The organism is Streptomyces coeruleoprunus (assembly GCF_039542925.1).
GTDB classification, from domain to species: domain Bacteria; phylum Actinomycetota; class Actinomycetes; order Streptomycetales; family Streptomycetaceae; genus Streptomyces; species Streptomyces coeruleoprunus.
Window position 1 is genome coordinate 3,721,903 of the sequence record NZ_BAABIT010000001.1, and the last position, 23,424, is coordinate 3,745,326.

Genomic DNA, 23,424 nt, shown 5'->3' on the forward strand with positions numbered 1-23,424 from the left:
AGGAAGAAACCCGTGAGCGACGTCCGTAACGTGATCATCATCGGCTCCGGGCCCGCCGGTTACACGGCAGCGCTCTACACGGCGCGCGCGTCGCTGAAGCCGCTGGTCTTCGAAGGCGCCGTCACCGCCGGTGGCGCACTCATGAACACGACCGACGTGGAGAACTTCCCCGGGTTCCGTGACGGCATCATGGGCCCCGAGCTCATGGACAACATGCGGGCCCAGGCGGAGCGTTTCGGAGCGGAGCTGATCCCGGACGATGTCGTCGCCGTGGACCTGAGCGGTGAGATCAAGACCGTCACGGACACCGCCGGCACCGTGCACCGCGCCAAGGCGGTCATCGTCACCACCGGTTCGCAGCACCGCAAGCTCGGCCTGCCGAACGAGGACGAGCTGTCCGGCCGCGGCGTCTCCTGGTGCGCCACCTGCGACGGGTTCTTCTTCAAGGACCAGGACATCGCCGTGGTGGGCGGTGGCGACACGGCCATGGAGGAGGCCACGTTCCTCTCCCGCTTCGCCAAGTCCGTCACCGTCGTGCACCGTCGGGACACGCTGCGGGCCTCGAAGGCCATGCAGGAGCGTGCGTTCGCCGACCCGAAGATCTCCTTCGCGTGGGACAGCGAGGTCGCGCAGATCCACGGCGAGCAGAAGCTCTCCGGTCTGACCCTGCGCAACACCAAGACGGGCGAGACCTCCGAGCTTCCCGTGACCGGCCTGTTCATCGCCGTCGGTCACGACCCCCGCACCGAACTCTTCAAGGGCCAGCTGGAGCTGGACGAGGAGGGTTACCTGAAGGTCGACGCGCCCTCCACGCGCACCAACCTCACGGGTGTCTTCGGCGCCGGCGACGTCGTCGACCACACCTACCGTCAGGCAATCACGGCCGCGGGCACCGGCTGCTCGGCCGCGCTCGACGCCGAGCGCTACCTCGCCGCTCTCTCCCACACCGAGAAGCTGGCCGAGCCGGAGAAGACCCCCGCGGTCTGATTCCCCACCCCACCCACACCCCGCAGAGTGAAGGAGGCCGCCGTGGCCGGCGACCTGAAGAACGTGACCGACGCCTCTTTCGATGAGGACGTTCTCAAGAGCGACAAGCCCGTACTGGTGGACTTCTGGGCCGCCTGGTGCGGTCCCTGCCGCCAGATCGCCCCGTCGCTGGTCGCCATCTCCGAGGAGTACGGCGACCAGATCGAGATCGTGAAGCTCAACATCGACGAGAACCCCGAGACGGCGGCCAAGTACGGCGTCATGTCGATCCCGACGCTGAACGTCTACAAGGGTGGCGAGGTCGCCAAGACCATCGTCGGCGCCAAGCCGAAGGCCGCGATCCTGCGCGACCTGGCCGACTTCATCGAGGTCCCCACGGCGTGACCCCACATCCTTGTTTCACGTGAAACGCAGAACGTGAAACGGGGAGAACAAGGACTCATGGACGGCGAACGGCCCATCCCCCACCGGGATGGGCCGTTCGCGTACGACCAATTCACAGAGGACGCAGCGCCGGCTCCTTCTGGACGGCTCCGAGGAGCCGGTCCAGGGCGAGCTCGACGTCCTCCTTCCAGGAGAGCGTCGTCCGCAGTTCGAGCCTCAGACGGGGATGGGTCGGGTGGGGGCGGACCGTCTTGAACCCGACGGACAGCAGATGGTCGGCCGGAAGTACACAGGCCGGCTCCTTCCAGCGCGCGTCGCCGAAGGCCTCGATCGCCCTGAAGCCACGGCGCAGCAGATCCTTCGCCACCGTCTGCACCATGACCCGGCCCAGCCCCTGCCCCTGATAGCCGGGCATGATCCACGCCGTCATCAACTGCACGGCGTCCGGGGACACCGGGCTGGTCGGGAAGGCGGTCGAGCGGGGCACATAGGCCGGGGGAGCGTAGAGCACATAGCCGACGGGCACCTCGTCCACGTACACCACACGCCCACAGGAGCCCCAGTCGAGAAGCACGGCCGAGATCCAGGCCTCCTTCTCCAGCTCGGGCGTGCCCGCCTTTACCGCGGCTTCTCCGCTGACGGGGTCAAGCTCCCAGAAGACGCAGGTGCGGCAGCGCCTGGGGAGGTCCGGAAGGTTGTCCAAGGTGAGCGGTACGAGCCGTCGCCCCATGAAGGCTGTTCCTCACTTCCTTCGACTGCTGCGCCACGGGCGGCTGTCAGCGCGCTCCGTCCACGGAGCAGGCTGCCGATGAATCCGCCGACCACACCGAGTCCCAGGCCTGCTGTCACCAGTTGACTGCGGCTCATCTCTCGCATGGCCTGGCTCTCCCTCCACGATGGATCGAGCTGATGCACATACCCGAACGCATCGTATCGATCGGGTGATGACACGCATACGGGAAGAGGCCAAAGGGCGGACCTCATTCCTGTGAATTCCGGAACGGGGCCACCCTTCGGCCTCGGTGATGAGCAGCAGGCTCAGTCGTCGTCCGTGGAGGACTGTTCGGACAGGCCCTTGTCCATGACGCGTCCCTCGCCGGGGGCGAGGGTGCCGAGGATCCGGTTCAGATCCTCCATCGAGGCGAACTCGACGACGATCTTGCCCTTCTTCTGCCCGAGGTCGACCTTCACCCGGGTCTCGAAGCGGTCCGAGAGCCGTGAGGCCAGCTCGCTGAGCGCCGGCGCGACACGAGCGCCCGCCCGCGGCCCCTTCGACTTGGGCGCCTTGGGAGACTCCGAGCCCATGAGCGTGACGATCTCCTCGACCGCACGCACCGAAAGCCCCTCGGCGACGATCCGGTACGCCAGCTTGTCCTGGACCTCCGGGTCCTCCACCGAGAGCAGTGCGCGGGCGTGCCCGGCCGACAGCACTCCGGCGGCGACCCGGCGCTGGACCGGAGGCGACAGGCGCAGCAGACGCAGGGTGTTGGAGACCTGGGGACGCGAGCGTCCGATCCGGTCCGCCAGCTGGTCATGCGTGCAGTTGAAGTCCTTGAGGAGCTGGTCGTAGGCGGCGGCCTCTTCCAGCGGGTTCAGCTGGGCGCGATGCAGGTTCTCCAGGAGGGCGTCCAGCAGCAGCTTCTCGTCCTCGGTGGCGCGCACGATGGCGGGGATGCGCTCCAGGCCGGCCTCACGGCAGGCCCGCCAACGACGCTCACCCATGATGAGTTCGTAGCGCTCGGCCCCCAGCTGTCGTACGACGACGGGCTGGAGGAGACCCACCTCCTTGATGGAGGTCACCAGCTCGGCGAGTGCGTCCTCGTCGAACACCTCGCGCGGCTGCCGCGGATTGGGCGTGATGGAGCCCATCGGCAGTTCGGCGAAGTGCGCACCGGCCGGCGACTCGACCGTCGCGGACCCGTCGAGCTGCTCCGGCAGCGCGATGCCGGTCTCCGGGGTCAGGCCGGCCGCGGGAAGGGTCGCCACCTTCGCCGCGGCCACACCGCGCTCGGGCGGCAGCGACGGGATCGCGCCGGGAGACGTGGTCGCCGTCCCTACCGCGGGTCCCTGCCTCTCCTGGGGAGCAGCGGGGATCAGGGCACCCAGCCCACGCCCCAGTCCCCTACGTCGCTCGCTCACTGGATCCCCTCCGACATGCTGTGCTGAGTGTGCTGATGGTGCTGGCCGCCCAGGTGGGCGTGCTGGGCGTCGTAGTGGACACCGACCCCCCGGAGGGCGATCTCACGGGCCGCCTCCAGATAGGAGAGGGCGCCGCTGGAGCCCGGGTCGTAGGTGAGGACCGTCTGGCCGTAGCTCGGCGCCTCCGAGATACGGACGGATCGCGGAATGCTCGTGCGGAGCACCTCGTCGCCGAAGTGGCTGCGCACCTCCTCGGCCACCTGGGAGGCGAGCCGGGTCCGGCCGTCGTACATGGTGAGCAGGATCGTCGACACATGCAGCCCGGGGTTGAGGTGTCCTCGCACCAGGTCGACGTTCCGCAGCAGCTGCCCCAGTCCCTCCAGCGCGTAGTACTCGCACTGAATGGGGATGAGCACCTCGGCACCGGCCACCATGGCGTTGACGGTCAGCAGGCCGAGGGAGGGCGGGCAGTCGATGAGGATGTAGTCCAACGGCTGCTCGTACGCCTGGATGGCGCGCTGGAGTCGACTCTCCCGCGCCACCAGCGACACCAGCTCGATCTCCGCACCGGCGAGATCGATGGTGGCCGGGGCGCAGAAGAGGCCTTCGACGTCCGGGACGGGCTGGACCACGTCGGAGAGCGGCTTGCTCTCCACCAGGACGTCATAGATCGAGGGAACTTCGGCGTGGTGGTCGATCCCCAGCGCCGTCGAGGCGTTGCCCTGGGGGTCGAGGTCGATCACCAGCACGCGTGCGCCGTGCAGGGCGAGCGAAGCCGCGAGGTTGACCGTGGTGGTCGTCTTGCCCACGCCGCCCTTCTGGTTGGCGACGACCATGACACGGGTCCGCTCGGGGCGGGGAAGCCCTTCGCCGGCCCGGCCCAGAGCCTCCACCGCCAGCTGGGCTGCACGACCAATGGGTGTGTCGTCCACCGGGGGCAATGTTTCACGTGAAACATCGTCCCCGGACGACTCGGTACGGGGACCGGGGACCGGGTCGGTCATCGGTCCCGCGATGTTGGCGTCGGACCGCAAGGATTCACTCTCCTCGGCTTCAGGCTCGCGATGAACAGAGCCTGCCATGCTTTCGGGGTCGTGAACCAGCGAGGCCCGTGGTTCTGTGGAGGAATCCACTTCTGTGGACAACTCCGTACCCCCCACGGGGGGCCTACGGTGCCGGGGCGTGGCGGCCGCACGGCCGCGGCTGATGATTCCCTGCAGCAGTGAGCGACGTTTCACGTGAAACACGATGCACACGCCGCAGGGTCAGAACGTCACGACACTCCGAAATGCGTACGTATGAGGATCAAACCAGCCGTCGCCATGACATCAGCGGCGGCGACGGGACGTCCTCGCCGCCTTGGCCCGCTTGGCCGCGAAACGCACACCGCCGGGGCTCTCCCCGACCTCCACCCGCACCACGGTCGACAGCGGATCCACGATGCCCTCGCCGACATGGAGCACGGACGTGCCCACCACACCCAGCTTGCTGAGCGCGGCGCGGGCTCCCTGGAGCTCCTCCTCCGCCGTGTCCCCCTTGAGCGCCAGCATCTCGCCGTACGGCCGCAGCAGCGGAACGCCCCAGCCGGCCAGCCGGTCCAGCGGCGCCACGGCACGTGCCGTGACCACATGGACGGGCGGCAGCTTGCCGAGCATCTCCTCCGCGCGCCCACGGGCGACGGTCACATGGTCCAGGCCCAGCAGCTCGACGACCTCCTGAAGGAAGGTCGTCCGACGCAGAAGCGGCTCAAGCAGCGTGATCTTCAAGTCCGGCCGGACGAGGGCCAGCGGAATGCCGGGGAGGCCGGCGCCCGAACCGACGTCGCAGACAGTCACTCCCTCGGGCACGACCTCGGAGAGCACCGCGCAGTTGAGCAGATGCCGCTCCCACAGCCTCGGAACCTCACGAGGGCCGATCAGCCCCCGCTTGACTCCCGCGTCCGCGAGCAACTCCGCGTACCGGACCGCCTCCGGGAAGAACTCGCCGAAAACCGTCCGCGCCTCCTCGGGCGCAGGGGGAAGTTCCTCTGCCTCCGTCACGGGAACCCGTCCTTCCTACCGCACTACGCACCGCAATGGGTGGCTGACTATCAGGCTGACAAAGATCGGCCCCGCCTGCGAACAGACGGGGCCGACACGACGAGGGGGTCAGGCGGGCAGCACGACGACGAAGCGCTGCGGCTCCTCGCCCTCGGACTCGCTGCGCAGGCCGGCAGCAGCCACCGCGTCGTGCACCACCTTGCGCTCGAAGGGGGTCATGGGCTGGAGCTTCACCGGCTCACCGGTGCTCTTGACCTCCTCGGCGGCCTTGGCGCCCAGCTCGGTGAGCTCGTCGCGCTTCTTGGCACGGAACCCGGCGATGTCCAGCATGAGGCGGCTGCGGTCACCGGTCTCCCGGTGCACGGCGAGACGCGTCAGCTCCTGCAGCGCCTCCAGCACCTCACCGTCACGGCCCACGAGCTTCTGCAGATCCCGGCTGCCCGAGTCGCTGACGATCGAGACCGCGGCGCGGTCACCCTCGACGTCCATGTCGATGTCGCCGTCGAGGTCGGCGATGTCGAGCAGACCCTCGAGGTAGTCGGCCGCGATCTCACCCTCCTGCTCCAGGCGGGTCAGGGTGTCGCCACCCTGGGCGGCGGACGTGGTGCCTTCCGTCACGGATGGACTCCTTCTTACTTCTTGGACGAGGGGTGCTTGGGCCGCTGCTGGCCCTTGCGCTGTCCGGACTTGGTCTGGCGTGCGGAGCCGGCGGCGGGCTTGGCCGGCTGCTTGGGTTCGGCGGAACCCTGCGGCCCGTCGGCCTTCTTCTCCAGGGACGTCTTGGCCACACCCGGCTGCGTGGTCGCGGCCTGGCGCTTGGCCTTGGTCTGACGCTTGGGCTGCTGCCGACGGACACCGGCGGCCTCGGCCTCGGCGACGGCCGGGTCGGCCTTCTTCACCGTGCCGTCGGCCTGGGCGGAGAAACCGGCCTTGGCGAGGGCCGAGACGAAGCGGCGCTCGTTGTCATTGCGGTCCGGACCCTTGGCGACGATCGTCTGGACGACATTGCGCTTGCGGCGGCCGCGCACCTCGCCGTGGTGGGTGACGCTCTTCACCAGGCGCTCGAGGTAGTGCTCCTGGGCCTTGCTGCCCGGCGTCGGGTTCTGGTTGATCACGTACATCTGCTGGCCCATGGTCCACACGTTGGTGGTCAGCCAGTAGACGAGGACGCCGACGGGGAAGTTGATGCCCATCACGGCGAAGATGATCGGGAAGATGTACATCAGCATCTTCTGCTGCTGCATATACGGGGTCTTCACCGTCAGGTCGACGTTCTTCTGCATCAGCTGGCGCTGCGTGAAGAACTGCGAGGCCGACATGAGGACGATCATGATGGCGGTGACGACGCGGACGTCCGTCAGGGACGCGTTGAGCGCCTCGACCTTGCCCGGGTCGTCCATGAACTTCGCGGCGATCGGGGCGCCGAAGATGTGGGCCTCACGGGCGCTGTCGACCAGCTGCTGGTTGAGGCTGCCGATCGTGTCACCCGAGGCGATCTTGCTGAGCACGTGGTACAGCGCGAAGAAGAACGGCGACTGCAGAAGGATGGGCAGGCACGAGGAGAGCGGGTTGGTGCCCGTCTCCTTGTACAGCTTCATCATCTCTTCCGACTGGCGCTGCCGGTCGTTCTTGTAGCGCTCCTGGATGGCCTTCATCTTCGGCTGGAGCGCCTGCATGTTCCGCATCGACTTGATCTGCTTCACGAAGAGCGGGATCAGGCAGATACGGATGACGATCACCAGGGACACGATGGACAGACCCCAGGCCCAGCCCGTGTCGGGCCCGAAGATCGCACCGTACAGCTTGTGGAACTGGACGATGATCCACGAGACGGGTGTGGTGATGAAGCTGAACAGACTTGCAATCGTGTCCACTAATCAGGCTCCTTGAGCATTGGGCGAGGTCTCAGCGGCCGGGCTCGTCTCGGCGGAGTGCCCGCCCTTGCCTCCGCGCAGCCACGCGCGCAGCATTTCGTGCCAGCGAGGACGCTTGCGCGGCGGCACGTGGTCCACACCGCCGGGCGACCACGGGTTGCACCGCAGGATGCGCCAAGCCGTGAGCGCTGTGCCCTTCACGGCGCCGTGCCGGTCGATGGCCGTATATCCATAGTGGGAACACGACGGGTAGTACCTGCAGACAGGGCCCAGCAACGGACTGATCGTCCACTGGTAGATCTTGATCAGGGCCAGCAGCGGGTACTTCATCGCGCGCCCCCTCCCAGCAGCCGCTCCAGAGCGGCATCCAGGTCTCGGGCCAGCTGTGCGTGGTCGGCGTCGCCCGCGCCGGGCAACGCCCGTACTACCACCAGGCTACCGGCGGGCAGCGAGGCGAGCCGCTCACGCATCAGGTGCCGCAATCTGCGCTTCACCTGGTTACGGACGACTGCGCCGCCGACTGCCTTGCTGACGACGAAACCCGCACGCGTCGGGGGAGCGCTCTCCCCAGGCGCGTGCGGGTCCGTTGCACCGCTGCGTAGATGGACGACGAGGTGCGGGCGGCCTGCCCGGCGTCCCCGGCGTACCGCGGTCGCGAAGTCCTCGCGCCGCCTCAGCCGATTCTCGGTAGGCAGCACGTCATGACCTGGCCGCGATCAGGCGGACAGGCGGGCGCGACCCTTGCTGCGGCGGGACGCGAGAATCGCGCGGCCGGCACGGGTACGCATGCGCAGGCGGAAACCGTGGGTCTTCGCACGACGACGGTTGTTCGGCTGGAAGGTGCGCTTGCTCACTCGGGGGCTCCAGAAATGAATCGTGGTTGGCGGGGCATCGCCTGGCTGTCACCGTGCGCCCACGAGTAGCTCGCAATACGCCCGAGTGCACCGCTGTACGATCACATGAGGTGATCTTTGCCCATCGGAGGCAGGCGGCAGCAGCCATCGACAACTCGACCTGGTTACGGTACGCGCGGCTACGCCATCCGGTCAAACCAGGTCCCCGCCGACCCCCGCTATGCACAGGCTGTGGACAACAACTTGAACCGCGCGAGCTGCCACGACTACCGTGGCTGAACTCGGATTCCTTTCCTGCCTGTCCTTCCCATCCCGTCCCAAGAAGCACACATTCGTGGGACCTGTGAGAGAGCGTGCCCCGTGGCTGATGTACCCGCTGATCTTGCCGCAGTGTGGCCGCGCGTATTGGAGCAGCTCCTCGGGGAGGGGCAGCAGGGCATCGAGCCGAAGGACAAGCAGTGGATCGAACGCTGCCAGCCCCTGGCGCTGGTGGCGGACACCGCGCTGCTGGCCGTCCCCAATGAGTGGGGCAAGCGCGTCCTGGAGGGCCGGCTCGCACCGCTGATCAGCGAGACCCTCAGCCGGGAGTGCGGCCGCCCCATCCGGATCGCGATCACCGTCGACGACTCCGCGAGCGACCAGTCCGCCCCGGCGGCACCGGAGCGGCAGCAGCCGCAGCAGCACCGCTACGACGACCGCGGCCAGGGCGAGCCCTACGACACGTACGGCCGGTCCCTGGCGGACGACGGCCTGCCGACCGTGCGCCCCGCGTACCCCGACTACCAGCAGCAGCGTCCGGAGCCGGGCGCCTGGCCGCGTACGCAGGAGGACCTGTCCTGGCAGCAGCCGCGGCTCGGCGGCTTCCAGGACCGCGACCCGTACGCGACACCCCGCCCGCAGCAGCCGCACCACGACTACGGCTCCCCGCAGCAGGGCGAGCGCCAGGCGTACGACGGCCAGCGCACCGAGCGGCGCGACCTCGCCGACTCCCCGGGCCAGCACCGGCCCGGTGGCCCCGCAGGTCCCGGTGGCCCCGGTGGGCGCGGCGGCATGGGCGGCCCCGGATCGATGGGCGGCCCGGGCACCATGGCCGGCCCCGGTTCCATGGGGAGCGGCGGCTCGATGAGCGGGCCGGGCTCCATGGGTGGCCCGGCCGGTTCGGGCGGCGGCAGTGGGTCCGGCGGCACCGGAGGGCCGGGGGAGCAGCACGCGCGGCTGAACCCGAAGTACCTCTTCGACACCTTCGTCATCGGTTCGTCCAACCGGTTCGCGCACGCGGCCGCCGTCGCGGTCGCCGAGGCGCCGGCCAAGGCGTACAACCCGCTGTTCATCTACGGCGAGTCCGGCCTCGGTAAAACGCATCTGCTGCACGCGATCGGCCACTACGCCCGCAGCCTCTACCCGGGCACGCGGGTGCGGTACGTGAGCTCCGAGGAGTTCACCAACGAGTTCATCAACTCGATCCGCGACGGCAAGGGCGACGCCTTCCGCAAGCGCTACCGCGATGTGGACATCCTGCTGGTCGACGACATCCAGTTCCTGGCGAGCAAGGAGTCGACGCAGGAGGAGTTCTTCCACACCTTCAATACGCTCCACAACGCCAACAAGCAGATCGTGCTGTCCTCGGACCGGCCGCCCAAGCAGCTGATGACGCTGGAGGACCGGCTGCGCAACCGGTTCGAGTGGGGTCTGACCACCGATGTGCAGCCGCCGGAGCTGGAGACGCGTATCGCGATCCTCCGCAAGAAGGCGGTGCAGGAGCAGCTCAACGCCCCGCCGGAGGTGCTGGAGTTCATCGCTTCCCGGATCTCGCGGAACATCCGTGAGCTGGAGGGCGCGCTGATCCGGGTGACGGCGTTCGCCAGCCTCAACCGGCAGCCGGTCGACCTGGTCCTCACCGAGAGCGTGTTGAAGGACCTGATCCCGGGCGGCGAGGACTCGGCCCCGGAGATCACGGCTGGCGCGATCATGGCGGCCACCGCCGACTACTTCGGGCTGACGGTGGAGGACCTGTGCGGCTCGTCGCGTAGCCGGGTCCTGGTCACGGCCCGCCAGATCGCGATGTACCTGTGCCGTGAGCTGACGGATCTCTCGCTGCCGAAGATCGGCGCCCAGTTCGGCGGGCGTGACCATACGACGGTCATGCACGCGGACCGGAAGATCCGCGCGCTGATGGCGGAGCGGCGCTCCATCTACAACCAGGTCACCGAGCTGACCAACCGCATCAAGAACGGCTGACGGGCCGCGTCGACGCGAGGAGGGCGTCCTGGGACGGGGTCCCGGGGCGCCCTTCGTCGTTCTCCAGCGCCCGAAACGGCCCCTCCGCCGCCCGGCCGCCGCCCTCTGCCACCCCTCTGCCACCCCTCCGCCGCCCGTCCACGGGCCGTCCATCGGCCGTCCACCGCCTGTGTGCCGCCGGGCGGTGTTCGAATACCTGCGATGGTTGCCCTGTTCTCCACAGAGCTGCGGGCGATCTTCCGTCCACAGGGTGGGGACTGCGAAGTTATCCGGATCTCCTCCACAAGGGGGACGGGTGGGGGATCATCGCAGCAGGTCAGAGGGGTGTGGAATTGTGGCCGAGCGCTCTCCACAGGTTGTGGATGAAGGAGTCGTCCACAACCTGTGATCAAGGTTGTCCACCGGCGGCCCACAGGCACGGTCCCATGGTCCACAGCTTCTCCACACCGCTGTCCACTGTTCGGCAAGGAAACACGGGTGCTCACCGGCGCGAGTGAAAGCGGTCACATCAAGGTGATGGGTTGGGCTGTGGGGAACGTGGGTAAAGCTGGGGACAGGACTGGGGAGAAGTCCGGGTGGGCTGTGCATCGGGTGTGCAGAACTTTGCCGCGTCCACAGAAGACCCCACTTGTCCACGACTGCCGCCCACAGGGCCGGTGGACAAAAAACCTGCGATGACCTGCGTGGATGGTGTTATCCACGGTTTCCACAGGCCCTACTACTACCCCCACACAGAGAGAGCGGGGAATTCGCTTCGAAGCGGGGCCTGTGCACAACTCGGCCTCGGAGCTCCGGCCGCGGCTCGACGCGACTTGACCCCGAGCCGCACCGAGTGTCGGTGGCGTACGTCAGACTGGTCCCCGGCATCCACCTGTCTGCCGCTGCGGCGGCGGAGGAACGGGATGCCGGACGAGGAAGGCCAGCAGGGCGAGCCAGCAACAGCAGGAGGCGGTTCCGGTGAAGATCCGGGTGGAGCGCGATGTACTCGCGGAGGCGGTGGCCTGGGTGGCCCGTAGCCTCCCGGCCCGTCCGCCCGCGCCCGTACTCGCGGGCCTTCTTCTGAAGGCCGAGGACGGGGCGCTCAGCTTCTCCAGCTTCGACTACGAGGTCTCGGCGCGGGTCTCGGTCGAGGCCGAGGTCGAGGAGGACGGCACGGTCCTGGTCTCGGGCCGGCTCCTCGCCGACATCTGCCGCGCCCTCCCCAACCGGCCGGTGGAGATTTCCACAGACGGTGTACGGGCGACCGTGGTCTGCGGCTCCTCCCGCTTCACGCTCCACACCCTCCCTGTGGAGGAGTACCCGGCGCTGCCGCAGATGCCGACGGCGACCGGCACGGTCCCCGGCGAGGTCTTCGCCTCCGCCGCCGCCCAGGTGGCCATCGCCGCCGGCCGTGACGACACGCTGCCCGTCCTGACGGGTGTCCGCATCGAGATCGAGGGCGACACGGTCACGCTCGCCTCCACCGACCGCTACCGCTTCGCGGTCCGCGAGTTCCTGTGGAAGCCGGAGTCCCCGGACGCCTCGGCCGTCGCGCTGGTGCCCGCCAAGACGCTGCTGGACACCGCCAAGGCGCTGACCAGCGGCGACACCGTCACGCTCGCGCTGTCCGGCTCGGGTGCGGGCGAGGGCCTGATCGGTTTCGAGGGCGCCGGGCGCCGCACCACCACGCGGCTCCTCGAAGGCGACCTGCCGAAGTACCGGACGCTCTTCCCGACCGAGTTCAACTCGGTGGCGACGATCGAGACGGCGCCGTTCGTCGAGGCCGTGAAGCGTGTGGCCCTGGTGGCCGAGCGCAACACCCCGGTGCGGCTCAGCTTCGAGCAGGGCGTGCTGATCCTGGAGGCCGGCTCCAGCGACGACGCACAGGCTGTGGAGCGTGTCGACGCGAACCTGGAGGGCGACGACATCTCGATCGCCTTCAACCCGACGTTCCTGCTGGACGGCCTGAGCGCGATCGACGCGCCGGTGGCGCAGCTGTCCTTCACCACGTCCACCAAGCCGGCGCTGCTCAGCGGCAAGCCGGCCATGGACGCGGAGGCGGACGAGGCGTACAAGTACCTGATCATGCCGGTGCGGCTGAGCGGCTGAGCGCCAGTCGGCGGCTCGGCCCGGGTACTGCTGGGGGTTCGGGGGTCGTACCCCGAAGAGTGCAGCATGCCGGTGCGGCTGAGTGGCTGAGCCGCTCAACCGGCCTGGCGGCGGGCGCAGAGTGAGCGCCCGACCCCACAGGTGTGCACCCGTGTCCGGGCGTAGTCTCGGACACGGGTACGAACTCGCACACAACGCGTAAGGAAGATCTGATGGAGCTCGGTCTCATCGGCCTCGGCAAGATGGGCGGCAACATGCGCGAGCGCATCCGCCGCGCGGGTCACACAGTCGTCGGGTACGACCGCAACCCGGACCTCGCCGATGTCCACAGCCTCGAAGAGCTTGTGGGCAAGCTCAAGGGCCCCCGCGTCGTGTGGGTCATGGTCCCGGCCGGTGAAGCCACGCAGTCCACGATCGACGAGCTGGCCGAGCTGCTCTCCCCCGGCGACGTCGTCGTCGACGGCGGCAACTCGCGCTGGACCGACGACGAGAAGCACGCGGAGGAGCTGGGCCGCAAGGGCATCGGCTTCGTCGACTGCGGTGTCTCGGGCGGTGTGTGGGGCCTGGAGAACGGCTACGCGCTGATGTACGGCGGTGCCGCCGAGGACGTCGCGAAGGTCCAGCCGGTCTTCGACGCCCTGAAGCCGGAGGGCGAGTTCGGGGCCGTCCACGCGGGCAAGGTCGGTGCCGGCCACTTCGCGAAGATGGTCCACAACGGCATCGAGTACGCGATGATGCAGGCCTTCGCCGAGGGCTGGGAGCTGCTGGAGGCCGTCGACTCCGTCACCGACGTGCGTGAGGTCTTCCGGTCCTGGCAGGAGGGCACGGTCATCCGTTCCTGGCTGCTGGACCTGGCCGTCCGCGCCCTGGACGACGACGAGCACCTGGAGGGCCTGCGCGGCTACGCGGCCGACTCCGGCGAGGGCCGCTGGACGGTCGAGGCCGCCATCGACAACGCCGTGCCGCTCCCGGCGATCACGGCGTCCCTCTTCGCGCGGTTCGCGTCCCGCCAGGACGACTCCCCGCAGATGAAGATGATCGCGGCGCTGCGCAACCAGTTCGGCGGCCACGCGGTCGAGGCCAAGAAGTAATCCACAGGCTGTGCACCGCCGCTGTTGAGCGGTGTACGGCCACGCCGGGGGAAGGTCGGCGCACAACCCATGCACGTCACGCACCTGTCGCTGGCCGACTTCCGCTCGTACGCCCGGGTCGAGGTCCCGCTCGATCCGGGCGTCAGCGTCTTCGTCGGCGCCAACGGACAGGGCAAGACCAACCTCGTCGAGGCGATCGGCTACCTCGCGACGCTCGGCAGCCACCGCGTCTCGTCGGACGCGCCCCTCGTCAGGATGGGCGCCGAGCGGGCGATCATCAGGGCGGCCGTCCGGCAGGGCGACCGTCAGCAGCTGGTCGAGCTGGAACTCAACCCGGGCCGCGCCAACCGGGCCCGGATCAACAGGTCCTCGCAGGTCAGGCCGCGTGACGTGCTGGGGATCGTACGGACCGTGCTGTTCGCGCCGGAGGACATGGCGCTGGTCAAGGGCGACCCCGGTGAGCGGCGCCGGTTCCTGGACGAGCTGATCACCGCTCGGTCGCCGCGCATGGCGGGGGTGCGCTCCGACTACGACCGGGTGCTCAAGCAGCGCAACACCCTGCTGAAGACCGCCGCGATGGCCCGGCGCCACGGCGGCCGTTCCATGGACCTGTCCACCCTCGACGTGTGGGACCAGCACCTCGCCCGGGCCGGCGCCGAGCTGCTGGCGCAGCGGCTGGATCTGGTCGCCACGCTCCAGCCGCTGGCCGCCAAGGCGTACGACCAGCTCGCGCCCGGCGGTGGTCCGGTCGCGCTGGAGTACCGTTCCTCCGCCGAAGGCCCGGGCACCGGCCGCGAGGAGCTGTACGGACAGCTGCTCGCCGCCCTCGCCGAGGTGCGCAAGCAGGAGATCGAGCGGGGCGTCACGCTGGTCGGCCCGCACCGCGACGACCTCGTGCTGAAGCTCGGCCGCATGCCGGCCAAGGGGTACGCCAGCCACGGCGAGTCCTGGTCGTACGCGCTGGCGCTGCGGCTGGCCTCGTACGACCTGCTGCGCGCCGAGGGCAACGAGCCGGTGCTCGTCCTCGACGACGTCTTCGCCGAGCTGGACGCCCGGCGCCGGGAGCGGCTGGCGGAGCTGGTGGCCCCGGGCGAGCAGGTGCTGGTGACGGCCGCGGTCGACGACGACGTGCCGCAGCTGCTGGACGGGGCGCGGTACGCGGTGTCGGAAGGGTCGGTGGAACGCGTATGACCACACCTCCACAGCACACACCTCCCCAGCAGCCTCCCGCGGCGCCGGAGCCGTCCGGTGTGGACCTGGCACGGGTCGCGCTGCGTGCGGCGAAGGAGCAGGCCAAGGCCCGCGGTGCGGCCGCGCAGCAGAAGAAGCAGGCGCGGCGGGGCGGCGGCCTGCGCTCCGGTGCGCGCGCGGACGGGCGCGATCCGCTGCCGCTGGGCGCCGCGATCAACCGGCTGATCACCGAGCGCGGGTGGGAGACGCCCGCGGCGGTGGGCGGGGTCATGGGGCGCTGGCCGCAGATCGTGGGCGAGGACCTGGCGAAGCACTGTGTGCCGCTGCGGTACGACGAGGACCCGCAGGAGCGGGTGCTGACCGTGCAGTGCGACTCCACCGCGTGGGCCACGCAGCTGCGGCTGCTGGCGCCGCGGCTGGTGGCGCGACTGAACGAGGACCTGGGGCACGGGACCGTGCGGGCGATCAAGGTGTTGGGGCCCGGTGGTGCGGGGCGGCGCGGGTACGGGCCGCTGCGGGCGCCCGGTAGTACGGGTCCGGGCGACACGTACGGCTGATGCCTGGGCCGGGGTTCCGTCCCGGTCCTGCCCTTTCCGCAACCCGGGGCGCTGCCCCCGGACCCCCGAAGCCGCCGTGCGGTCCCGCTGTGCGTCCGCCCCTTTCCACAGGCGCTGTGAACGATCTTGGTGACCCCTGCGTACCCCCGGGACGGAACGTGGTTTCTGAGGCGGTGCTCACTGTTGCGGGCGGTTGACAGTCGGAAGCGCTGGGTGCCCGTGTGAGCCTCTTGGAGCCCCTTCCCGGATATGGGGAGTCGGTCGGCGCCCGTTGAGGGCGCCACATGCGGACTCAGGTACCGGCAAACCCCCATGAGTGTCAGCGCTACCGGTAGACTGGTAAGTAATCCCGCCCACTGCGGAACATGTCGAACGACACAGCCACCTCCGGACGTCCGGAGCGGTGGTTGTGCTGTGCCAGAAAGGGCGCTTCGTGGCCGATTCCGGCAACCCCAACGAGAACATCCCGTCCACTGCGGCCGGCGAGGCCGGCGACGCCGCCCCCCAGGCCGCTTCGTCGTACGACGCCAGCGCGATCACCGTCCTCGAGGGTCTGGACGCGGTCCGCAAGCGGCCTGGCATGTACATCGGCTCGACCGGTGAGCGTGGACTTCACCACCTCGTGCAAGAGGTCGTCGACAACTCCGTCGACGAGGCCATGGCCGGGCACGCGGACACGATCGACGTGACCATCCTCGCCGACGGTGGCGTCAGGGTGGTGGACAACGGACGAGGCATCCCCGTCGACATCCACCCCGTCGAGAAGAAGCCGGCCGTCGAGGTCGTGCTCACCGTGCTGCACGCGGGCGGCAAGTTCGGAGGCGGCGGCTACGCCGTCTCCGGTGGTCTGCACGGCGTCGGCGTCTCCGTCGTCAACGCCCTGTCGACCCGTGTCTCCGTCGAGATCAAGCGCGACGGGTACCGCTGGACCCAGGACTACAAGCTGGGCGTGCCCACCGCCCCGCTCGCCAAGCACGAGACGGTCGAGGACTCCGGTACGTCCGTGACGTTCTGGGCGGACTCGGACATCTTCGAGACGACCGAGTACTCCTTCGAGACGCTCTCGCGCCGCTTCCAGGAGATGGCCTTCCTCAACAAGGGCCTGCGGATCTCCCTGACCGACGAGCGCGAGTCCGCGAAGGCGACCATGAACGCCGACGACCCCGACGCCGCGGAGACCGCGGAGGAGGCGCCGGCGCGCACCGTCACGTACCACTACGAGGGCGGCATCGTCGACTTCGTGAAGTACCTCAACTCGCGCAAGGGCGAGCTGATCCACCCGACGGTGATCTCGGTCGAGTCCGAGGACAAGGAGCGCATGCTCTCCGTCGAGATCGCGATGCAGTGGAACTCGCAGTACACCGAGGGTGTGTACTCCTTCGCGAACACGATCCACACGCATGAGGGCGGTACGCACGAGGAGGGCTTCCGCGCCGCGCTGACGGGCCTCGTCAACCGGTACGCGCGCGACAAGAAGCTGCTGCGCGAGAAGGACGACAACCTCACGGGTGAGGACATCCGCGAGGGTCTGACGGCGATCATCTCCGTCAAGCTCGGCGAGCCCCAGTTCGAGGGCCAGACCAAGACCAAGCTGGGCAACACGGAGGCCAAGACCTTCGTGCAGAAGGTCGTCCACGAGCACCTGTCCGACTGGTTCGACCGCAACCCGAACGAGGCCGCGGACATCGTCCGCAAGGCGATCCAGGCCGCCACGGCCCGCGTCGCCGCCCGCAAGGCGCGCGACCTGACCCGCCGCAAGGGCCTGCTGGAGTCGGCCTCCCTGCCGGGCAAGCTGTCCGACTGCCAGTCGAACGACCCCACCAAGTGCGAGATCTTCATCGTCGAGGGTGACTCCGCCGGTGGCTCCGCCAAGTCCGGCCGGAACCCGATGTACCAGGCGATCCTGCCCATCCGAGGCAAGATCCTGAACGTCGAGAAGGCGCGGATCGACAAGATCCTCCAGAACACCGAGGTCCAGGCGCTGATCTCCGCCTTCGGCACCGGTGTGCACGAGGACTTCGACATCGAGAAGCTCCGCTATCACAAGATCATCCTGATGGCGGACGCCGACGTCGACGGCCAGCACATCAACACCCTGCTGCTGACCTTCCTCTTCCGCTTCATGCGGCCGCTGGTCGAGGCCGGGCACGTCTACCTGTCGCGCCCGCCGCTGTACAAGATCAAGTGGGGCCGGGACGACTTCGAGTACGCGTACTCGGACCGCGAGCGCGACGCGCTCGTCGAGCTCGGCAAGCAGAACGGCAAGCGCATCCGCGAGGACTCCATCCAGCGCTTCAAGGGTCTGGGCGAGATGAACGCCGAGGAGCTGCGGATCACCACCATGGACCAGGACCACCGCGTGCTCGGCCAGGTCACGCTGGACGACGCGGCCCAGGCCGACGACCTGTTCTCGGTGCTGATGGGCGAGGACGTGGAGGCACGGCGCTCGTTCATCCAGCGCAACGCCAAGGACGTCCGCTTCCTCGACATCTGAGTCGGTCTCTGCTGACCGTACGAAAGGACTGAAGACCAGCAATGGCCGACGAGAACACTCCTGACACTCCCGACACCCCGGTCGCCGTGACGCCGGAGGAGGAGCCCACCGTCCCCGGTGTGGGCCTGCGCGTCGAGCCCGTCGGGCTCGAGACGGAGATGCAGCGCTCCTACCTGGACTACGCGATGTCCGTCATCGTGTCCCGGGCGCTGCCCGACGTACGGGACGGCCTCAAGCCCGTCCACCGCCGTGTGCTGTACGCGATGTACGACGGCGGCTACCGGCCCGAGAAGGGCTTCTACAAGTGCGCCCGCGTCGTCGGCGACGTCATGGGTACGTACCACCCGCACGGCGACACCTCCATCTACGACGCCCTGGTCCGCCTGGCCCAGCCGTGGTCGATGCGCATGCCGCTGGTGGACTCGAACGGCAACTTCGGCTCCCCGGGCAACGACCCGGCCGCCGCCATGCGCTACACCGAGTGCAAGATGGCGCCGCTGTCGATGGAGATGCTCCGCGACATCGACGAGGAGACCGTCGACTTCCAGGACAACTACGACGGCCGGAACCAGGAGCCGACGGTCCTGCCGTCGCGCTTCCCGAACCTGCTGGTCAACGGCTCCGCGGGCATCGCGGTCGGTATGGCGACCAACATCCCGCCGCACAACCTGCGCGAGGTCGCGGCCGGCGCCCAGTGGGCGCTGGAGCACCCGGAGGCCACGCACGAGGAGCTGCTCGACGCGCTCATCGAGCGCATCAAGGGCCCCGACTTCCCGACCGGCGCCCTCGTCGTCGGCCGCAAGGGCATCGAGGAGGCGTACCGCACGGGCCGCGGCTCCATCACGATGCGCGCGGTCGTCGAGGTCGAGGAGATCCAGAACCGCCAGTGCCTGGTGGTCACGGAGCTGCCGTACCAGGTCAACCCGGACAACCTGGCGCAGAAGATCGCCGACCTCGTCAAGGACGGCAAGATCGGCGGCATCGCCGACGTCCGCGACGAGACGTCCTCCCGCACCGGTCAGCGCCTCGTCATCGTGCTGAAGCGGGACGCCGTCGCGAAGGTCGTCCTGAACAACCTCTACAAGCACACCGACCTGCAGACGAACTTCGGCGCGAACATGCTCGCGCTCGTCGACGGTGTGCCGCGCACGCTCTCGCTGGACGCGTTCATCCGCCACTGGGTGACGCACCAGATCGAGGTCATCGTCCGGCGGACGCGGTTCCGGCTGCGCAAGGCCGAGGAGCGGGCGCACATCCTGCGCGGTCTGCTCAAGGCGCTCGACGCGATCGACGAGGTCATCGCGCTGATCCGGCGCAGCGAGACGGTCGAGGTGGCCCGCGAGGGCCTGATGGGCCTGCTGGAGATCGACGAGATCCAGGCCAACGCCATCCTCGAGATGCAGCTGCGCCGCCTCGCGGCCCTGGAGCGCCAGAAGATCGTCGCGGAGCACGACGAGCTCCAGGCGAAGATCAACGACTACAACCAGATCCTCGCCTCCGAGGAGCGCCAGCGGCAGATCGTCAGCGAGGAGCTGGCGCAGCTGGTGGAGAAGTTCGGCGACGACCGCCGGACGCAGCTGGTGCCCTTCGACGGTGACATGTCCATCGAGGACCTGATCGCCGAGGAGGACATCGTCGTCACCATCACGCGTGGCGGCTATGTGAAGCGGACGAAGACGGACGACTACCGCTCGCAGAAGCGCGGCGGCAAGGGCGTGCGCGGCACGAAGCTGAAGGAAGACGACATCGTCGACCACTTCTTCGTCTCCACCACGCACCACTGGCTGCTGTTCTTCACCAACAAGGGCCGGGTCTACCGGGCCAAGGCGTACGAGCTGCCGGACGCGGGCCGGGACGCCCGTGGCCAGCACGTCGCGAACCTGCTGGCCTTCCAGCCGGACGAGCAGATCGCCGAGATCCTCGCCATCCGCGACTACGAGGCCGCGCCCTACCTGGTCCTCGCCACCAAGGCGGGCCTGGTGAAGAAGACCCCGCTGAAGGACTACGACTCGCCCCGCTCCGGCGGTGTCATCGCGATCAACCTGCGGGAGCGCGAGGACGGCAGCGACGACGAGCTGATCGGCGCCGAGCTGGTGTCCTCCGAGGACGACCTGCTGCTCATCAGCAGGAAGGCGCAGTCGATCCGGTTCACCGCGACGGATGACGCGCTGCGCCCGATGGGCCGTGCCACCTCCGGTGTGAAGGGCATGAGCTTCCGCGAGGGCGACGAGCTGCTGTCGATGAACGTCGTCCGGCCGGGTACGTTCGTCTTCACCGCGACGGACGGCGGCTACGCCAAGCGGACGCCCGTCGACGAGTACCGCGTCCAGGGTCGTGGCGGTCTGGGCATCAAGGCTGCGAAGATCGTGGAGGACCGCGGTTCGCTCGTCGGTGCGCTGGTGGTGGAGGAGAGCGACGAGATCCTCGCCATCACGCTGTCCGGTGGTGTGATTCGTACGCGAGTCAACGAAGTCAGGGAGACGGGCCGTGACACCATGGGCGTCCAGCTGATCAACCTGAGCAAGCGCGATGCCGTCGTCGGTATCGCTCGTAACGCCGAGGCCGGCGCCGAGGCCGAGGAGGCCGTGGAGGCCGCCGAGGCGGAGAGCGGCACCGCGATCGAGGCAGCCGAGGGCACGGAGTCCTCGGTCGGGGAGCACGAGGAGTAGATCGTGAGCAAAGCCACGGGCGCCGGATCGGCCGGCTCTGCCGCTTCAGGCACGGACGGTGCCCGTGGCCCAGCCACGGACTCCCAGGGGGTTACGGTGACCGACACCAAGGGGCCGAAGCCCCCGTACGAAACGTTCGACGACGGCCCGCTGCCCGGCGACCGGCCGTCCTCCGGCCAGTCCGCCCAGCCGTACCACCCGCCGCAGGCGTACGCCACGCAGGGCGGCGAGGCGGGTGCCGCCGTGCGCAAGCCCCGTACGGGTGCCAAGACGACGCCCCGGACGCGCAAGGCGCGGCTGCGGGTCGCCAAGGTGGACCCGTGGTCGGTGATGAAGGTCAGCTTCCTGCTGTCCATCGCGCTGGGCATCTGCACGGTGGTCGCGGCGGCGGTGCTGTGGATGGTCATGGACGCCATGGGCGTCTTCTCCACGGTCGGCGCCACGATCAGCGACGCCACCGGGTCCAACGAGCACAACGGCTTCGATCTTCAGGCCTTCCTGTCGCTGCCGCGCGTGCTGATCTTCACGTCGGTGATCGCGGTCATCGATGTGGTGCTGGCCACGGCCCTGGCGACGCTCGGCGCCTTCATCTACAACCTGTCCGCCGGTTTCGTGGGCGGCGTCGAGCTGACGCTGGCCGAGGACGAGTAGCGGATTTGGGGACTGGACGCTCTGTGCGCTAATCTTCAGAGGTCAGCGCGCAGCGCGGAGGGGCTATAGCTCAGTTGGTTAGAGCGCATCCCTGATAAGGATGAGGCCACAGGTTCAAATCCTGTTAGCCCCACAGAACGAAGGCCCCCGGTCGATCGGACCGGGGGCCTTCGGCGTTCCCGGCGGGTGCGGCCGGGGTGGAGGGACGATGGGCCGGACGTAGGTCACCGATTGGTATCGGTCGGTGTGTATAGTCGGGCGCCATAAGGTCCCCTACGTCAACGAAAGACGAGGTCGCGCGGTGAAGAAGCTTCTCCTGGTCGCACTGGCCGCCATCGGCGGGCTCCTCGTGTACCGCCAGATCCAGGCGGATCGCGCCGAGCAGGATCTGTGGACGGAGGCGACCGACTCCGTGCCCGCAGGTTCGTGAGACGCGTGCAGTTCTTGACGGGCCCCGGCCGCTGAGAGGCGGCCGGGGCCTCGTGCTGTCAGGGCCCCGCCGGCCGTGTCGTGCCGGCGGGGCCCTGTGCTGTCGCGGGACTGTGACGGCCTCGCCATTGAATTTACGCAAGCAAATGAATAGCTTGCATTGGTGAATGGGGGGCGGGGGTGGGAAGTTCGCCGACGCCCGGACCTGCGGGGACAAGAGGGGTCTATCGGGCGGCCGCGCAGACAGCGACGGCGTCGCCGGGGCAGGATGGACCGGCCGCTGGGGCCGCCACGGGGCGGCGTACGGCGGCGGCCACGGAGACGACGAGGGGAAACGCGTGAAGAGGCGGGGCGGTGGCACGGCGGCCGGCCGGACGACGTCGGCCGGCACGGCTGCGATGTGCGTGGCGGCGATGTGCGTGGCGGCGATGTGCGTGGCGGCGCTGGCGGGCCTGCCCGCACAGCAGGCATGGGCGGCGGGGGAGCCGGCCCCGTACGCCTTCGCCGAGGACGTACGGGCGGTCAAGGGCGCCTCGACCACGAGCGACGCCCCGCAGCTTGCCGCGGGCGGCACGTACAAGGACGCCGTCAAGCGGGACGGCAAGCTGATCTACCGGGTCGACCTGGACGACGCCACGAACGCCTACGTCTCGGCGGTCGTCGTGCCGAAGCCGGGCGTCAAGGTCGCCTACCGGGACGAGCTGAAGCTGTCGCTCCAGGACCGGGACGGGACGGACTGCAGCAGCAACAGCGCCCAGTTCGGCTCGGCGGAGTTCGCGCGGCCCCTGGCCGTCTACGCGTACCGGACCCTGGGCGAGTCCAGCTGCCAGGAGGCGGGTTCGTACTACGTCGTCGTCGAGCGCGAGAGCCTCTCCACCTCGTCGCAGGAGCCCTGGGACCTGGAGATCCGGCACGTCCTGGAGCCGAAGCTGAAGGCGGCGGGGCCGACCGCCGCGCCCGAGGAGTGGCCCAGCGCCTCCCCCGAACCGCCGCCGGGCGGACCGCGCGAGCGGGCGGGCGGCACCAGCTTCTCCGACGCCCCCGGCCTCGGCGAGGGCGAGTGGACGGACCGCATCAAGCCCGGTGAGAGCCGCTTCTACCGGGTCCCGGTCGACTGGGGGCAGCAGCTGTACGTCAGCGCCGACCTGGGCAGCTCGTCCGGTGACGGCTTTGTGGGCGACGCGCTGCCGGTGTCCCTGTACAACCCGGCGCTCGGCCTGGTCGACAGCGTGAACTCGCTGGCCTACAACGGCAGGCAGAAGTCGTCGTCCTTCGACCCGCTGCCGCCGGTGCGGTACGAGAACCGTTTCAGCTCCGACTCGGAGCAGGAGCACCTGCGGTTCGCGGGCTGGTACTACCTGCGGGTGAGCCTCAACCCGAAGGTCGGGGAGAAGTTCGGGGCCAAGCCGTACGGCCTGACGCTGCGCGTCAGCCTCGAAGGGAAGGCCGAGCCCGCTCCCGCGTACGCCGGGCCGCCCGGGATCTTCGCCGTGACGGAGGAGGACAGGGCCGCGGCGGCCGACGGACAGAGCGGTACGGAGGCGGGGCGCAGCGGCACCATGCGGCTGGTCGCGGCGGGCGGCATCGGCGCCGGGACGCTGCTGCTGCTCGTCCTGGGCGCGTGGACGCTGCTGGGGCGCAGGCGGGCCGCCGCGGGCGCTCCAGGTGCCCCCGTGTCGCCGGACGCGCCGACGCAGTACGGCCCGCCGACGGCCTGGTAGCCACCGTACGGAAGTTGA

Annotated in this window: 21 protein-coding genes and 1 tRNA gene; 13 read left to right on the forward strand and 9 right to left on the reverse strand. The window is 69.1% G+C overall.

Annotated features, from left to right (window positions below):
- Window positions 1-12 precede the first annotated feature (12 nt).
- Together trxB and trxA are read left to right on the forward strand one after the other, a co-directional pair.
- Window positions 13-987, forward strand: coding sequence for a thioredoxin-disulfide reductase (gene trxB, locus ABEB09_RS16520; protein ID WP_345690690.1), 975 nt, complete (start codon window positions 13-15; stop codon window positions 985-987).
- A gap of 42 nt (window positions 988-1,029) precedes the next feature.
- Window positions 1,030-1,371 carry a thioredoxin gene (trxA, locus tag ABEB09_RS16525; protein WP_345690691.1) on the forward strand — a complete coding sequence of 114 codons (342 nt, stop codon included), beginning with the start codon at window positions 1,030-1,032 and terminating at the stop codon, window positions 1,369-1,371.
- A 112-nt stretch (window positions 1,372-1,483) separates the two neighbouring features.
- Here trxA and ABEB09_RS16530 read toward each other — a convergent pair whose 3' ends face one another.
- From ABEB09_RS16530 to rpmH, 9 genes are all read right to left on the reverse strand, one after another.
- On the reverse strand, window positions 1,484-2,101 hold the full coding sequence (locus tag ABEB09_RS16530) for a GNAT family N-acetyltransferase (RefSeq protein WP_345690692.1): 618 nt from the start codon (window positions 2,099-2,101) through the stop codon (window positions 1,484-1,486).
- Between the two features lie 308 nt (window positions 2,102-2,409).
- The gene (locus ABEB09_RS16535; protein WP_345690693.1) at window positions 2,410-3,510 is read right to left on the reverse strand and encodes a ParB/RepB/Spo0J family partition protein; all 1,101 of its coding nucleotides are present in this window, start codon (window positions 3,508-3,510) and stop codon (window positions 2,410-2,412) included.
- Window positions 3,507-4,592, reverse strand: a complete 1,086-nt coding sequence (locus ABEB09_RS16540; protein ID WP_345690694.1) for a ParA family protein — start codon at window positions 4,590-4,592, stop codon at window positions 3,507-3,509. Before ABEB09_RS16540 ends, ABEB09_RS16535 begins: the two co-directional genes overlap by 4 nt.
- Window positions 4,593-4,838: 246 nt before the next feature.
- Entirely contained in the window at window positions 4,839-5,549 is a 711-nt protein-coding gene (gene rsmG / locus ABEB09_RS16545; RefSeq protein WP_345690695.1) for a 16S rRNA (guanine(527)-N(7))-methyltransferase RsmG, read from the reverse strand.
- A gap of 108 nt (window positions 5,550-5,657) precedes the next feature.
- Window positions 5,658-6,167, reverse strand: coding sequence for a Jag family protein (locus ABEB09_RS16550; protein ID WP_345690696.1), 510 nt, complete (start codon window positions 6,165-6,167; stop codon window positions 5,658-5,660).
- A 14-nt stretch (window positions 6,168-6,181) separates the two neighbouring features.
- A complete protein-coding gene (gene yidC / locus ABEB09_RS16555; protein ID WP_345690697.1) occupies window positions 6,182-7,423 on the reverse strand; it encodes a membrane protein insertase YidC in 1,242 nt (413 codons plus the stop codon).
- 3 nt (window positions 7,424-7,426) lie between these two features.
- The gene (gene yidD / locus ABEB09_RS16560; protein ID WP_345690698.1) at window positions 7,427-7,753 is read right to left on the reverse strand and encodes a membrane protein insertion efficiency factor YidD; all 327 of its coding nucleotides are present in this window, start codon (window positions 7,751-7,753) and stop codon (window positions 7,427-7,429) included.
- Window positions 7,750-8,121 carry a ribonuclease P protein component gene (gene rnpA, locus ABEB09_RS16565; RefSeq protein WP_345690699.1) on the reverse strand — a complete coding sequence of 124 codons (372 nt, stop codon included), beginning with the start codon at window positions 8,119-8,121 and terminating at the stop codon, window positions 7,750-7,752. Before rnpA ends, yidD begins: the two co-directional genes overlap by 4 nt.
- Window positions 8,122-8,139: 18 nt before the next feature.
- Window positions 8,140-8,277: a 50S ribosomal protein L34 gene (rpmH, locus tag ABEB09_RS16570; protein ID WP_003956500.1), complete on the reverse strand. Its 138-nt coding sequence runs from the start codon at window positions 8,275-8,277 to the stop codon at window positions 8,140-8,142.
- A 360-nt stretch (window positions 8,278-8,637) separates the two neighbouring features.
- Here rpmH and dnaA point away from each other — a divergent pair, with 360 nt between their 5' ends.
- The 11 genes from dnaA (at window position 8,638) to ABEB09_RS16625 (ending at window position 23,406) form a co-directional block, all read left to right on the forward strand.
- Entirely contained in the window at window positions 8,638-10,515 is a 1,878-nt protein-coding gene (gene dnaA, locus ABEB09_RS16575; RefSeq protein ID WP_345690700.1) for a chromosomal replication initiator protein DnaA, read from the forward strand.
- 957 nt (window positions 10,516-11,472) lie between these two features.
- Window positions 11,473-12,603: a DNA polymerase III subunit beta gene (gene dnaN / locus ABEB09_RS16580; RefSeq protein ID WP_345690701.1), complete on the forward strand. Its 1,131-nt coding sequence runs from the start codon at window positions 11,473-11,475 to the stop codon at window positions 12,601-12,603.
- 212 nt (window positions 12,604-12,815) lie between these two features.
- Window positions 12,816-13,694, forward strand: coding sequence for a phosphogluconate dehydrogenase (NAD(+)-dependent, decarboxylating) (gnd, locus tag ABEB09_RS16585; RefSeq protein ID WP_345690702.1), 879 nt, complete (start codon window positions 12,816-12,818; stop codon window positions 13,692-13,694).
- A gap of 69 nt (window positions 13,695-13,763) precedes the next feature.
- Window positions 13,764-14,885 (forward strand): DNA replication/repair protein RecF, encoded by a 1,122-nt coding sequence (recF, locus tag ABEB09_RS16590; RefSeq protein ID WP_345690703.1) that lies wholly within the window; start codon window positions 13,764-13,766, stop codon window positions 14,883-14,885.
- The gene (locus ABEB09_RS16595; protein ID WP_345690704.1) at window positions 14,882-15,442 is read left to right on the forward strand and encodes a DciA family protein; all 561 of its coding nucleotides are present in this window, start codon (window positions 14,882-14,884) and stop codon (window positions 15,440-15,442) included. The genes recF and ABEB09_RS16595 overlap by 4 nt, the downstream gene beginning before the upstream one ends.
- A gap of 409 nt (window positions 15,443-15,851) precedes the next feature.
- Entirely contained in the window at window positions 15,852-17,936 is a 2,085-nt protein-coding gene (gyrB, locus tag ABEB09_RS16600) for a DNA topoisomerase (ATP-hydrolyzing) subunit B (protein WP_345690705.1), read from the forward strand.
- A gap of 41 nt (window positions 17,937-17,977) precedes the next feature.
- Window positions 17,978-20,605, forward strand: a complete 2,628-nt coding sequence (gene gyrA, locus ABEB09_RS16605; RefSeq protein WP_345690706.1) for a DNA gyrase subunit A — start codon at window positions 17,978-17,980, stop codon at window positions 20,603-20,605.
- Between the two features lie 96 nt (window positions 20,606-20,701).
- Window positions 20,702-21,256: a DUF3566 domain-containing protein gene (locus ABEB09_RS16610; protein ID WP_345690707.1), complete on the forward strand. Its 555-nt coding sequence runs from the start codon at window positions 20,702-20,704 to the stop codon at window positions 21,254-21,256.
- A gap of 59 nt (window positions 21,257-21,315) precedes the next feature.
- Window positions 21,316-21,389, forward strand: a tRNA-Ile gene (locus ABEB09_RS16615).
- A 168-nt stretch (window positions 21,390-21,557) separates the two neighbouring features.
- A complete protein-coding gene (locus ABEB09_RS16620; RefSeq protein ID WP_010467770.1) occupies window positions 21,558-21,686 on the forward strand; it encodes a DLW-39 family protein in 129 nt (42 codons plus the stop codon).
- Between the two features lie 412 nt (window positions 21,687-22,098).
- The gene (locus ABEB09_RS16625; RefSeq protein ID WP_380840496.1) at window positions 22,099-23,406 is read left to right on the forward strand and encodes a hypothetical protein; all 1,308 of its coding nucleotides are present in this window, start codon (window positions 22,099-22,101) and stop codon (window positions 23,404-23,406) included.
- Window positions 23,407-23,424: the final 18 nt, after the last annotated feature.

Excerpts from the sequence above, each read along its gene's own strand:
- ABEB09_RS16530 (WP_345690692.1), bottom strand. The coding sequence starts at position 2,101 with ATGGGGCGACGGCTCGTACCGCTCACCTTGGACAACCTTCCGGACCTC.
- ABEB09_RS16540 (WP_345690694.1), bottom strand. The coding sequence starts at position 4,592 with ATGGCAGGCTCTGTTCATCGCGAGCCTGAAGCCGAGGAGAGTGAATCC.
- yidD (WP_345690698.1), bottom strand. The coding sequence starts at position 7,753 with ATGAAGTACCCGCTGCTGGCCCTGATCAAGATCTACCAGTGGACGATC.
- gnd (WP_345690702.1), top strand. The coding sequence starts at position 12,816 with ATGGAGCTCGGTCTCATCGGCCTCGGCAAGATGGGCGGCAACATGCGC.
- recF (WP_345690703.1), top strand. The coding sequence starts at position 13,764 with ATGCACGTCACGCACCTGTCGCTGGCCGACTTCCGCTCGTACGCCCGG.
- ABEB09_RS16595 (WP_345690704.1), top strand. The coding sequence starts at position 14,882 with ATGACCACACCTCCACAGCACACACCTCCCCAGCAGCCTCCCGCGGCG.
- gyrA (WP_345690706.1), top strand. The coding sequence starts at position 17,978 with ATGGCCGACGAGAACACTCCTGACACTCCCGACACCCCGGTCGCCGTG.
- ABEB09_RS16625 (WP_380840496.1), top strand. The coding sequence starts at position 22,099 with ATGTGCGTGGCGGCGATGTGCGTGGCGGCGCTGGCGGGCCTGCCCGCA.